The organism is Rhodococcus sp. GA1, assembly GCF_024321955.1.
In the GTDB taxonomy this organism is placed as follows: Bacteria; Actinomycetota; Actinomycetes; order Mycobacteriales; family Mycobacteriaceae; genus Rhodococcus; species Rhodococcus pyridinivorans.
The window spans coordinates 4,112,062-4,124,538 of sequence record NZ_CP097186.1 but is presented as its reverse complement, the minus strand read 5'-3'; the positions used below and the strand labels follow the sequence as shown (position 1 = coordinate 4,124,538).

Genomic DNA, 12,477 nt, shown 5'->3' with positions numbered 1-12,477 from the left:
CCGCCGTCAGGAGATCACGGCGATGAGGTCGCCCTGCTGGATGACATCCCCGACCGAGACTCCGACGGAGGTCACGGTGCCCGCCGACTCGGCGAGCACGGGAATCTCCATCTTCATCGACTCGAGGATCACCAGCGTGTCGCCCTCGGCCACCACGTCACCCTCCCGCACGACGACCTCGAACACGGTCGATACCATCTCCGCGCGTACGTCTTCCGCCATCGAACACCTCGTTTCACGCTCCGGCGGCGGACCTGCCGACAGGACCACTCGACCGCACGTGAAACACTGTAATGAACGAGAAAGGAGATCCCACCATGGGTAAGCGAGGTCGCAAGAAGCGCAGCCGCAAGGGTAACGCCGCCAACCACGGCAAGCGTCCCAACGCCTGAGACGCGGACAGGGGCCGGAAAGCAGCAGCTTTCCGGCCCCTGTCACGTTCGGGGGTCTCACCCAGGACTCGGTACGAGTGAACTCGCCTACGACTCGGTACGAGTGAACTCGCCTACGACTCGGTACGAGTGAACCCGCCTACGACTCGGCGCTGTCCGTCTCGGTGATCACCACGGTGCGGCGGATCTGCAGCATGAGCCGCTCCCGCAGGCCCTCGGGTGCGTGTTCCCCGCCGCACTTGCGGCTGAGCAGCGATTTGATCTTCTCCTCGATCCCGTAGGCCTCGAGGCAGGTGCCGCACTCGTCGAGGTGCCGCTGCAGCTTCTCGCGGGAACCGGCGTCGCATTCGGAGTCGAGAAGCAGGTAGACGTCCGCGATGACCGCCGAGCAGTCGAGTCGATCGAAGTCGGGTTCGCTCACTGCGGTGCTCCCTTTCCGCTCTCGGGCTGATCCGATGTTCCGGTTGTGGCGTCCACGGCCTTCTCCCGCATGAAACCGCGATCGCGCGCCACGTCGGCCAACAGACCCCGCAGCTGCTTGCGACCCCGGTGCAGTCTCGACATCACGGTGCCGATCGGCGTCCCCATGATCTCGGCGATCTCCTTGTAGGGGAACCCTTCGACGTCGGCGTAGTAGACGGCCATGCGGAACTCCTCGGGAAGCTCCTGCAACGCCGCCTTGATGTCGTCGTCGGGAAGCGCGTCGAGTGCCTCGACCTCCGCGGACCGCAGACCGGTCGACGAATGCTCGGCCGTGGCGGCGAGCTGCCAGTCGGTGATCTCGTCGGTCGGGTACTGCGCGGGTTGCCGCTGACGCTTCCGGTACGAGTTGATGTAGGTGTTGGTGAGGATCCGGTACAGCCAGGCCTTGAGGTTGGTGCCCTCGCGGAACGACCGGAAGGCGGAGAACGCCTTGATGTAGGTCTCCTGTACGAGGTCCTCGGCGTCGGAGGGATTGCGGGTCATCCGCAGCGCAGCGCCGTAGAGCTGATCGAGCAGGGGAAGCGCGTCCCGCTCGAACCGCTCGGTCAGTTCTTCCACAGACTCCTCGATCACACCGATCCCTTCATCGACGCCTGTCGAGAAGGCTACCGGTCCGATGGCGTCCGGATCGGGGGGACGTCCGATGGCGTCCGGTCGAGGCGGGCACAGCACTGCCACGAATTCTCCGATCGTCGGGTCTCGGGTGGCCGGTGGATCCACCCGTCGGTGTGCAACGCCGTGCCCACCGCGCTTGTTCCCCACCTCCGGTTCTCTAGAGTGATCGGATGGCCTCGACATCCACTCCCGCGACGGTGTTGTTGAAGCGCGAGAAGGTCGCGCACCGGGTCCACGAATACGCACATGACCCGAGGTCGTCGTCCTTCGGCGCCGAAGCCGTCGAGGAACTCGGCACACACCTCGGGGTTTCCGCCGAACAGATCTTCAAGACGCTGGTGGTGTCGCTGTCCGACGGCAAGCTCGCCGTCGCGGTGATCCCGGTCCCGGCGACGCTGTCGCTCAAGGCCGCAGCCGGGGCGCTGGGCGGCGGCAAGGCCGTGATGGCCGATCACACCGCCGCCGAACGCGCGACCGGATACGTCGTCGGCGGCATCTCCCCGCTCGGGCAGCGCAAGCGTCTGCGCACCGTGATCGACGTCTCCGCCGAGCAGTGGGACCGGGTGCTGTGCAGCGCGGGTCGGCGAGGGCTCGAGATCGAACTGGATCCGCACGATCTGATCCGGCTGACCCGCGCCGTCGTGGCACCGATCACGGCCGGTCCGTAGGGCCCGTCCGCTCCGGCAGCGCCTACAACAGCACCATCTGATCGCCGGCGCCGTCGTCGGGTTGCAGCAGTTCGGGGTCGTTGTTGCGGATGCTGTTGACCTTCGCGGACACGCGGCGGATCTCGATCGCCGAGATCGCCTCGACGCTCGGCACGATCAGATCCGGATGGCCGAGACTGTCGGGGTCGAGCCACGCATCCCACCGCTCCGGCGGGAGGATCAGCGGCATCCGTTCGTGCACGTTGCCGAGTTGCTCGACCGACTGAGCGGTGAGGATCGCCGTGCTCGACAGCGGCGGTGCCTTCGGGTTCCGCGGGTCGCGCCACTCCGCCCACACCCCGGCCATGCAGATCCGCGAGCCGTCGGCCGGCGCCATGAAGTACGGCACCTTGCGAGGCTTGCCGTCCGGCGCGGGTTCGACCTGCCATTCGTACCAGCCGTCCATCGGGACGAGGCACCGCTTGTAGCGCAGCGACCGCGCGAAGCTCGGCTTGGTGGCGACCGACTCGGATCTCGCGTTGATCAGTGGTGCGCTTCCGCCCACCTCTTCGGCGAAGTGCGGCACGAGTCCCCAGCGCATGCGGCGGATACGGCGGCGGACGGGACCGTCGGGATCTTCCCCGTCGTGCCGGGCGACAACGGTGAGCACCTCGGTCGTCGGCGCGACGTTGTAGTCGGGCCCCCGCCCGTCCCGGCTGCTGTCGTCGCCGGTCTCGTCGAGCGCGTCGAGTTCGACGGCGAGCGTCGCCGGGTCGGCGGTGGAGACATACCTTCCGCACATGCCGTCGAGTGTGGCATCGCCGGGTGACGGAACCGACACCGGCGCGCACCGGGTGGGCGAGGGTGCCCGCACCGGTCCGGATGGGCGAAGATGGTCGGGTGAGTCTGTGGAGAGCACCCCGCGCCGTGTCCCCGGTTCGAGCGTCGGTGACGCTGCCGGGATCGAAGTCGATCACCAACCGTGCCCTGATCCTGGCCGCACTCGCCGACGGGCCGTCCACCCTGACCGGCGCGCTGCGCAGCCGTGACACCGACCTGATGATCGGGGCCCTGCGCACGCTCGGCACGACCGTCACCGAGCGCGACGGCGGCACCACCCTCGACGTGACCCCCGGCCCCCTGCGCGGAGGCGAGGTCGCCTGCGGACTGGCCGGCACCGTCATGCGGTTCGTACCGCCGCTGGCCGCACTGGCCGACGGCGACGTGCGGTTCGACGGCGACGAACAGGCCCGCGTCCGCCCGATGAGCACCGTGCTCGACGCCCTGCGCGCCCTCGGCGCCGACATCGACGGCGACCGGCTGCCCTTCACCGTGCACGGCCGCGGTGCGGTGCGCGGCGGTTCCGTGACCATCGACGCTTCCGCGTCCTCGCAGTTCGTCTCGGGTCTGCTGCTGTCCGGGGCCGCCTTCGACGAGGGCGTGGTGGTCCGCCACGCCGGTGAACCGGTGCCGTCGATGCCGCACATCGAGATGACGGTCGAGATGCTCCGAACGGCCGGGGTCCCCGTCGACACCTCCGAGACCGACACCTGGCGGGTGCCCCCGACGACGATCAAGGCCGTCGACGTCACCGTCGAGCCCGACCTGTCGAACGCCACGCCCTTCCTCGCGGCCGCGGCGGTCACCGGTGGTGTCGTCTCGGTGCCCCTGTGGCCCGAGTCGACCACCCAGGCCGGCGACGCGATCCGCGGCATCCTCGAGCAGATGGGCGCCGAGGTGACGTGGGCCGACGGGACGCTGACCGTGCGCGGCCCGGGCGAATTGCGAGGCATCGACGTGGACCTGCACGACGTCGGCGAGCTGGCGCCGACCGTCGCGGCCCTCGCCGCGGTCGCCGCCTCGCCCTCCGACCTGCGCGGTATCGCGCACCTGCGCGGTCACGAGACCGACCGGCTGGCGGCGCTCGCCACCGAGATCGGTCGTCTCGGGGGTTCGATCACCGAGACCGAGGACGGTCTACACATCGAGCCGACGCCGCTGCACGGTGGTATCTGGCACTCCTACGCCGACCACCGGATGGCCACGGCCGGTGCGATCCTCGGGCTCGTCGTCGACGGGATCGAGGTCGAGGACATCGGCACCACTGCCAAGACGCTCCCCGATTTCGAAGGCCTGTGGGAGTCGCTGCTGACGGGGAGCGACTCCTGAGGCGGCGGGAGTACGACGAGTCCGACGTCCGGGTCCGCCCCGGGCGCGGCTCGCGGCCGCGCACGAAGGACCGCCCGGCCCACCGCAATGCCGAGGAGGGCATGGTCGTCTCCGTCGACCGCGGGCGGTGGGGTGTCGCGCTCGGCGGTGATCCCGACCGGATCGTGACGACGATGCGGGCACGCGAGCTCGGCCGGACCCCGATCGTGGTGGGCGATCAGGTGGGTGTCGTCGGCGATCTCTCCGGTCGCCCCGACACGCTCGCGCGCATCGTGCGGGTCGAGGACCGCAGCACCGTCCTGCGGCGCACGGCCGACGACACCGATCCGTTCGAGCGCATCGTCGTCGCCAATGCCGAACAGCTGCTCATCGTGGTCGCGCTCGCCGATCCCCCACCACGGACCGGACTCGTCGAACGCGCACTCGTCGCGGCCTATGCCGGCGGTCTCGCTCCCCTACTGGGACTGACCAAGAGCGACCTCGCCGATCCCGACGAGTTCGCCGCGCACTTCGCGGATCTCGACATCCCGGTGCTGCTCGTCGGTCAGGACGACGATCTCACCGCCCTGCACGAGCGGATCGACGGTCGCGTGACCGCCCTGATCGGGCACTCGGGGGTCGGCAAGTCGACACTGGTGAACAGGCTCGTCCCCGACGCCGACCGCGCCACCGGCGAGGTCTCCGGGGTGGGCAAGGGACGTCACACCTCCACCCAGTCGGTGGCCCTGCATCTGCCCGAGGGCGGGTGGGTGGTCGACACCCCGGGCATCCGGTCGTTCGGGCTCGCGCACATCGGGCCCGACGACGTCGTCGCGGCGTTCGGGGACCTGGCCGAAGCGGTCGAGGACTGCCCGCGCGGGTGCACGCATCTCGGCCCGCCCGCCGATCCCGAATGTGCCTTCGACTCGTTGGAGGGCAAGTCGCACAACCGGGCGATGGCCGTGCGCGAACTGCTCACGGCGCTCGCGTCCAACGACCCCTGGTGAACCGACGAACCCCGGCCGACCGCACGAACCCCGGCACCTGTAGGTGCCGGGGTTCGTGCTCGTTCTCGTGACCGTCAGCGCATGCCGAGCGCGCGGCGGACGAATCCGCGCTTGCGTGTCTTCTCGATGGTGGTGGCCAGACCCACGCGGCGGCCGGTGGCCGGATCGATCTCCGGCGCTCCGCCGAAGCCCCGCTCGGAAGCGGTCTCCGGGGCGGCGTCGCGGTCGTCCTTGAGGTACTTGTCGGGCAGCGACAGCTTGGCGATGGTGCGCCAGGACTTCCAGTACTGCACCGCGAGCGGGCCGGTGGTGTACGGCAGGTCGTACTTCTCGCACAGCTCACGCACGCGCACCGCGATCTCCGCGTACCGGTTGGACGGCAGGTCGGGGTAGATGTGGTGCTCGATCTGGTAGCTCAGGTTGCCGGTCATGAAGTCCATGACCTTACCGCCGGAGATGTTCGCGGAGCCGAGCATCTGACGCAGGTACCACTCGGCACGCGTCTCGGTCTCGATGTCCTGCTTCGTGAACTTCTCCGCACCGTCCGGGAAGTGACCGCAGAAGATCACCGCGTTGGTCCAGATGTTGCGCACGAAGTTGGCCGTGGCGTTGGCCCTCATCGTGGACTTCCACGACTTGCCGGTGAGCGCCGGATAGATCACGTAGTCCTTGAGGTGCTGTTTGCCGAGCTTGGCGAGCACCTCCTTGCCGCGTGCCTTGGTGAGCTCGCGGTCGTCGCGCCCCTGGATGACCTTGCCGAGCTCGAGCAGCTGGATGGCGATGCCGTACTGGAACAGCGCTGCGAGGATGGCGTTGTACGCGACGTTGCCGAGGTAGAACGGCTTCCATCGCTGGTCGCGGGTGACGCGCAGCAGGCCGTATCCCACATCGTCGTCCATGCCGAGGATGTTGGTGTACTTGTGATGCAGGTAGTTGTGGGTGATCTTCCAGTGCGCCGACGGGTCGACGTTGTCCCACTCCCAGTTGGCCGAGTGCACCTCGGGGTCGTTCATCCAGTCCCACTGCCCGTGCATCACATTGTGCCCGAGCTCCATGTTCTCGATGATCTTCGACAGGGAGAGCATGCCCGTGCCCAGCAGCCACAGCGGACGCTTGTTCGAGCCGAGCAGCACGAGGCGCCCGCCGATCTCGAGGCCGCGCTGCAGCCGGATCGTGTTGCGGACGTACCGAGCGTCGCGCTCACCGCGGGACTCCTCGATATCGTGCCGGATGGCGTCGAGTTCGCGGCCGATGGCCTCGACGTCCGCCTCCGTCAGGTGCGCGTACTCCTTGACATCCGATATCGCCATGCGGGCTACTCTACCGTAGGTTACGGTCCCGTAGGTTAGCCGGATTCGGAGCTGTGGCGCGAATCACAGAGTGACGGAAGGTCGCCGGTGACCCGATTCACCAGGCGACGACGACGTTCTGCTACCGCATGCTCGGCATGGACCCGCAGCGCCGTGAGCAGACCCCGGTGACGTCCGGTGGACGCCTCGGTGACCACCGCGGGCGCCTCCGGGCGCCACCTGTCGAACTTGCGCTCGGAGGAGGTCTCGGGGGCGTCGTCGGCCGTCGCCTTGAGGAATCGGTCGGGCAACGCGAGCTTGTGGATCGTGCGCAGGGCGAGCCAGTACTGCCGGGCGAGCGAACCGGTCGTGTACGGCAGGTCGTACTTGCCGCACAGCGCCCGTACACGGGCGGCGATCTCCGGGTAGCGGTTGCTCGGCAAGTCCGGGAACAGGTGATGCTCGATCTGATAACTGAGATTCCCGGTGAGGAAATCCATCGCACGCCCACCGGAAATGTTTGCGCTACCGAGCAACTGGCGCAGATACCACTCTCCGCGCGTCTCGTTCTCGTAGTGCTCGGTCGTGAACTTCTCTGCGCCGTCGGGGAAGTGGCCGCAGAAGATCACGAGATACGCCCAGATGTTGCGGATCACGTTCGCGGTGAGGTTCGCCGACAACGTGCTGCGCCAGGCCGGCCCGGTGAGCGCCGGGAAGAACACCAGGTCCTTGACGACCTGCCGGCCGGCCTTCGCTGCGAATTCCTTGTTGGGCCCCGAATTCCACTGCACGGGCGGGACGCCCTCGAGTTCCTTCTTCGCCGAGAGGTCGTGCAGCGCGATCCCCCACTCGAAGGTCAGCGCGAGGACGATGTTCGCGATCGGCTGCGCGAGATTGCGCGGACGCCACTTCTCGTCGCGCGTCATCCGCAGGATGCCGAATCCCACGTCCTCGTCCATGCCCACGATGTTCGTGTAGGTGTGGTGCGCGTAGTTGTGGGCGCGCTTCCAGTGCTCGGACGGACCGGTCTGATCCCATTCCCACGATGTCGAGTGGATCTCGGGGTCGTTCATCCAGTCCCACTGCCCGTGCATCACGTTGTGCCCGAGTTCCATGTTCTCGATGATCTTCGCGAGCGACAGCGCAGCGGTACCGATGATCCAGCGCGACCGTCGACGCGAACCGAACAGCGCGCAGCGTCCGACCACCTCCAGCACACGCTGCGCACGGATGACGGAATGGATGTAGCGGGCGTCCCGCGGGCCGCGCGAATTCTCCACATCCCGTCGAATCGCGTCGAATTCGTTTGCAAGAGCAACGATGTCGTCTTCGGTCAGATGAGAGAACGCGCGGATGTCGGTGATGGCCAAGCGGGATCCTTCGGAGGTTTGCTGTCGGTGTCTACACGTCCAGTGTGCAGTCGCCGGCAGCGGCGGAGATGCAGGTCTGGACACGTTCGCCTTCTGCGTGCTCCTTGCCGGATCGCAGATCGACGACATGCCCCTTCTCGAGCGGCACAACACAAGTCTGACAGATTCCCATGCGGCAACCGAAAGGCATCAGCGCACCGACGCTCTCACCCGCCTCGAGAATCGTCGTGGCGCCGTCCACAGTGACGGTCTTGCCGGACTTCGCGAACGTGATCGTTCCGCCCGAGCCAGAGGTGTCGGCGCGGCTGACGGCGAAGCGCTCGAGGTGGACCTGATCCTCGATGCCCTCCGCGGCCCAGTGCGCGGTGATGTCGTCGAGCATCTGCTGGGGACCGCACGCCCAGGTCTGACGCTCGCGCCAGTCGGGGCACACCTCGTCGAGCTCCGAGAGCGCGAACTTGCCCTTCTCACGGGTGTGACGCACGTGCACGCGGAAGCGATCGTGGGTGGCGTCGAAACGCTCGAGTTCGGACCGGAACATCACGTTCTCGGCCGTCGGCGCGGAGTGGATGTGCACAACGTCGGGCAGGTCGAGTTCGCGCTCGACCGCACGCCGGTCGAGCGTCCGCAGCATCGACATGATCGGCGTGATGCCACTGCCGGCCGTGAGGAAGAGGATCTTCGCCGGCGGCGGGTCGGGCAGGACGAAATCGCCCTTCGGGGCGGCGAGGCGCACGACGGTGCCCTCGGGAACCCCACCGACGAGGTGGCTGGACAGAAAACCCTCGGGCATCGCCTTCACGGCGATGGAGATGACCTTGTCGCCCCAGGTGGGCGAGGAGGTCAGCGAGTAGGAGCGCCAGTGCCAGCGACCGTCGACATGCAGACCGATGCCGATGTACTGGCCGGGCGCGTATCCGAAGTCGAAGCCCCAGCCGGGACGGATGACGATCGTCGCGGAATCGGGGGTCTCCTGGCGCACCGAGACGATGCGCCCGCGCAGTTCACGGGCGGACCACAGCGGGTTGACCAGATGCAGGTAGTCGTCGGGGAGCAGAGGGGTGGTCAGCCGGGCCACCGCGCCACGCAGGACGTTGGAGAGCGACTTCTCCCCTGGCGCGACGTGTGCCGCAGGCTTCTCGATCCATTCCTTCAGGCCCATCCGACCGTTTCTCCTCACTCCGGTTACGGCTCCGTAGGTTATCAGAGGTTACGGAAGCGTAGGTTGAGCGAGAGACGGTCGTCACACCTATGACGTGGCGATATGCGAGGTCAGAGCAGTTCGAGGAGGAAGGGCAGTTCCTGGGCCGCGTACCACGCCAGTTCGTGGTCCTCCGCGTCGCCGAGGACGAACTCGGCCTCCTCGTCGCCCAGTTCGGCGGCATCGACGATCTCGCGTGCCCGCGCGACGTCGGCCTCCGCCTCCTGCAGGTCGATGTGCACCGACGCAACCGTACGCATCGTGATCGGCCCGGCGAGCTTGACGACCGCATCGTCGAGATCCGGTCGCGGCTTCACCTCGTCGACGTCGGCCGCGATCACCACCCGACGCGACGCGAAGGACGGATGATCGTTCGGCTCCTCCGACCCGAGCAACCGCAGCGACGCGCGTGCCGCCTCGGCCATAGCGACCTCGGCGAGCTCCTCGTCGTCGCCCGCCGTGTAGGCCTCGCGCAGAGCGGGGGTCACCGCGAAGGCCGTCCGGCCCACCGCGTCGACCTCACCGTCGGCGACGAGGCCCTGCAACATCGCGAGCGTTGCCGGTACATAGACACGCGTCACTTCTCACCTGCCGGCATCCGTCAACTCCTCGAGAGATTCCTGGATCAGCGTCGCTGCCACGTCCACATCGGGCATCGCATCACGATCCGCATTCAAACCGTAGTAGATCTTGCCGTCGTAGGACGTCAACGCGATGCTCAGGGCCTGATTCTTCAGCAGCGGCGAGACCGGGAAGATCTCGAGCAGCCGGGCTCCGGTGAGGTAGAGCGGGTGCTGCGGACCGGGCGCATTGGTGATCATGAGGTTGAACATCCGCTGCGAGAAACCCATCGCCACCCGGGCTCCCACCGCGTGCATCGTCGCCGGGGCGAAGCCCGACAAGCGGACCATCGTCTGCGCCGCCACCCGCCGCCGCTGCCGCGAGTAGGCCTCGCCCGCATGCGCGATGTGCGACAACCGGACCACCGCGTTCGGCTCCCCCACCGGCAGATCCAGCAGGAAGGACGACACCTCGCCCTGCGGGTGCACCTGGATCGTGTCGTTGTCGCCGCAGTCGTCCGGATCCTGGGTGTACACCGACATCGGGACCATCGCCCGCACCACCGTCGCCTCGGTGACCGGCTCCCCGCGGGAGAGCAGCCAGTACCGCAACGCGCCGGCGAGGACCGCGAGCACCACGTCGTTGATCGTGCAGCCGTAGCGGGAGTGGATCTTGCGGTAGGGCTCCAGATCGGAGCGCACCACGGAGAACCGACGGCTCCTCGAGATCTGCGTGTTCAGCGGAGTCTCGGGCGCCGACTGCGCTGCCGTGCGGGCGATCCGGCCGACGGCGTCGACGGTCTCGGTGAGGGTCGCCGTGAGATCGCCCACGGCCGATCGCACGGCGGCGATCCCCTCCCCCGGGCGCGCGACGAGTTCGGCGAGCGCTCCGACGAGCAGAGCGGACTCCGACGGTTCGCGTTCGGGCATCCACAATTCCTCGGGGACCTCACGCGGCACCGGCTCCTTGTCGAAGAGCACCTGGACGATGTCGAGGGCCTCCTCGCCGTCGACGAGCGCCGAATGCGACTTCGTGAACAGCGCCACCCGATCGTTCGCGAGCCCCTCGACGAGATACATCTCCCAGAGCGGTCGCGTGCGGTCGAGCGGTCGCGAGACCAGACGCGCGACGAGGTCGTGCAGCTGTTCGTCGGAGCCGGGTTTCGGCAGCGCGGAGCGCCGCACGTGGTAGGTGATGTCGAAATCGCGGTCGTCGACCCACACGGGTCGCGAGAGCCCGAATGCGACCTCCCGCACCTTCTTCCGGTAACGGGGCACCTCGGGCAGTCGCTGCTCGACCAATCGCAGCACGCTCTCGTAGTCGAGACCGCCCTCGGGGGGTTCGAGGATCGCGAGCGACCCGACGTGCATCGGCGTGTTGCTCGTCTCCAGGTAGTAGTACGACGCGTCCTGCGCCGTCATCCGGCTCGTCATCGACCCCGTTCTCCCTCCTGACCCGAACCTCCCGAACATCGCCACCACGACTCGGCGCCGTCCGTGGCTCCGCTCCCGATCTCCTCGGGATCGAGATCGAAGAGTACGGCCAGTTCGCCCGGCGCGTCGTGTGAACCATCATGGTGTACGCCGACCATCCCCGCAGCGGCGGCGCCTCGCACATTGCCGACCGAATCATCGACGAAGACGCACTCGCCGGGTTCGAGGTCCAGCAGCCGGGCGACCAGCAGGTAGCTCTCGGGGTCGGGTTTGGCGACACGTGCGTCACCCGAGAGCACCACGCGGTCGACGAACGGACCCTCGAGATCGCGCAGCCACTGCGCGCCGGGCCCACCGGGATCGTTGCTCAGCAGGGCGGTCCGCACCCCACGCGCGCGCAGGACCGTCACGGCCGCGCCGAAGGTGTCGGGGTCGCTTCCCGGCCCGACCAGGACGCCACCGACGTCGAGTACGAGTCCTCGCATCACGACACCACCGTAGGTCCTGGACGTCCTGCTCGCGCAGCGCATCCCGCGCGCGTCGAACCGGGACCGTCGCCCGGAGATGTGGCATCATGTGCGCGGTTCGTCCTCTCCCGAACCGATCCGCCGTCACGGTGTCACCGTGACGATCCGTTCTCATGCCCTTCGGGAGAGCCCATGTCGCATCACACCGGGCGCTACGTGCGCCGCCTCACCCGCCTCGAACCTCCGGTCGAGGAGAGCTGCCACCGTCCCCGCAGCCACGTCGCCCGTCGGCCCACGCCGCACGACGGACGCTCGGGACGCGCCACGCTCCGCCGCGACGGAACCGGACGTCCGGCCGAGGGCCCGAGCATCGAAGGTCCGGCCACAGGGCCGAGCGACCGACCCGCGATCGTGCTCGATCCGGGTGTCGTGCGGGTCGCGGAGACGGCGGTGCGCCTGGTCCTCGAGGTCGTCGACGGCCGCCGTCCCGCGGTGCAGTCCACCACGGTCCTCGATCCGCGTCTCGTCGCGACGATCACCGCGGGCCGGCCTCCGCGTGCCGGACGCAGCACCGCGATACTGCTGCGGACGCGGGTGCGTCCCGTCGACGCCGACACCGTGGAACTGTTCGGCAGCTACGGTCGCGGGGACCGGGTGTTCGCCTTCGCCGGCCGGATGGTGCGCAAGCGTCCCCGTCCTCGTGCTCCGCACCGCTGGACGATCACGACCCTGTGGCTCGGGTGAACCACAGGGTCGTGGGGTGATCGTGAGTCCTCGACTCAGCGCCGACGTGAGTCTTCGACTCAGCGCCTACGTGAGTCTTCGACTCAGCGCCTACGTGAGTCTTCGACTCAGCGCCTACGT

14 protein-coding genes are annotated in these 12,477 nt (G+C 68.1%); 4 read left to right on the top strand and 10 right to left on the bottom strand.

The features are described 5' to 3' along the window. Positions 1-6: 6 nt before the first annotated feature. The 3 genes from M3330_RS19285 to M3330_RS19275 all read right to left on the bottom strand — a co-directional run bounded on the left by M3330_RS19285 (position 7) and on the right by M3330_RS19275 (position 1,448). Entirely contained in the window at positions 7-222 is a 216-nt protein-coding gene (locus M3330_RS19285; protein ID WP_006550234.1) for a biotin/lipoyl-binding carrier protein, read from the bottom strand. Positions 223-531: 309 nt separating this feature from the next. After that, positions 532-813, bottom strand: coding sequence for a mycothiol system anti-sigma-R factor (rsrA, locus tag M3330_RS19280; protein ID WP_006550233.1), 282 nt, complete (start codon positions 811-813; stop codon positions 532-534). Next, the gene (locus M3330_RS19275) at positions 810-1,448 is read right to left on the bottom strand and encodes a sigma-70 family RNA polymerase sigma factor (protein ID WP_050993430.1); all 639 of its coding nucleotides are present in this window, start codon (positions 1,446-1,448) and stop codon (positions 810-812) included. The genes rsrA and M3330_RS19275 overlap by 4 nt, the downstream gene beginning before the upstream one ends. Positions 1,449-1,660: 212 nt before the next feature. On the opposite strand from M3330_RS19275, the gene ybaK reads away from it, so the two are divergent. Beyond that, positions 1,661-2,158, top strand: a complete 498-nt coding sequence (gene ybaK / locus M3330_RS19270; RefSeq protein ID WP_255025986.1) for a Cys-tRNA(Pro) deacylase — start codon at positions 1,661-1,663, stop codon at positions 2,156-2,158. A 22-nt stretch (positions 2,159-2,180) separates the two neighbouring features. Here the strand turns inward: ybaK and M3330_RS19265 are convergent, their stop codons facing one another. Next, positions 2,181-2,939: an SOS response-associated peptidase gene (locus tag M3330_RS19265; RefSeq protein WP_255025984.1), complete on the bottom strand. Its 759-nt coding sequence runs from the start codon at positions 2,937-2,939 to the stop codon at positions 2,181-2,183. Positions 2,940-3,019: 80 nt separating this feature from the next. On the opposite strand from M3330_RS19265, the gene aroA reads away from it, so the two are divergent. Together aroA and rsgA are read left to right on the top strand one after the other, a co-directional pair. After that, entirely contained in the window at positions 3,020-4,306 is a 1,287-nt protein-coding gene (gene aroA / locus M3330_RS19260) for a 3-phosphoshikimate 1-carboxyvinyltransferase (protein WP_033097204.1), read from the top strand. Next, entirely contained in the window at positions 4,273-5,292 is a 1,020-nt protein-coding gene (rsgA, locus tag M3330_RS19255) for a ribosome small subunit-dependent GTPase A (protein WP_006550228.1), read from the top strand. Before aroA ends, rsgA begins: the two co-directional genes overlap by 34 nt. Before the next feature lie 74 nt (positions 5,293-5,366). Here rsgA and M3330_RS19250 read toward each other — a convergent pair whose 3' ends face one another. From M3330_RS19250 to M3330_RS19225, 6 genes are all read right to left on the bottom strand, one after another. Then, complete coding sequence (locus tag M3330_RS19250; RefSeq protein WP_024101492.1) at positions 5,367-6,602, bottom strand: fatty acid desaturase; 1,236 nt, start codon at positions 6,600-6,602, stop codon at positions 5,367-5,369. A 35-nt stretch (positions 6,603-6,637) separates the two neighbouring features. Next, a complete protein-coding gene (locus M3330_RS19245; protein ID WP_039584798.1) occupies positions 6,638-7,951 on the bottom strand; it encodes an acyl-CoA desaturase in 1,314 nt (437 codons plus the stop codon). Positions 7,952-7,982: 31 nt separating this feature from the next. Continuing rightward, entirely contained in the window at positions 7,983-9,113 is a 1,131-nt protein-coding gene (locus tag M3330_RS19240) for a ferredoxin reductase (RefSeq protein WP_255025979.1), read from the bottom strand. 110 nt (positions 9,114-9,223) lie between these two features. Then, on the bottom strand, positions 9,224-9,733 hold the full coding sequence (locus M3330_RS19235; RefSeq protein WP_200358321.1) for a hypothetical protein: 510 nt from the start codon (positions 9,731-9,733) through the stop codon (positions 9,224-9,226). A 3-nt stretch (positions 9,734-9,736) separates the two neighbouring features. After that, on the bottom strand, positions 9,737-11,146 hold the full coding sequence (locus M3330_RS19230) for a wax ester/triacylglycerol synthase family O-acyltransferase (RefSeq protein ID WP_026061398.1): 1,410 nt from the start codon (positions 11,144-11,146) through the stop codon (positions 9,737-9,739). After that, positions 11,143-11,631 (bottom strand): HAD-IA family hydrolase, encoded by a 489-nt coding sequence (locus tag M3330_RS19225; RefSeq protein ID WP_024101497.1) that lies wholly within the window; start codon positions 11,629-11,631, stop codon positions 11,143-11,145. The genes M3330_RS19230 and M3330_RS19225 overlap by 4 nt, the downstream gene beginning before the upstream one ends. A gap of 174 nt (positions 11,632-11,805) precedes the next feature. On the opposite strand from M3330_RS19225, the gene M3330_RS19220 reads away from it, so the two are divergent. Next, complete coding sequence (locus tag M3330_RS19220) at positions 11,806-12,357, top strand: Rv3235 family protein (protein ID WP_019288495.1); 552 nt, start codon at positions 11,806-11,808, stop codon at positions 12,355-12,357. Positions 12,358-12,477: the final 120 nt, after the last annotated feature.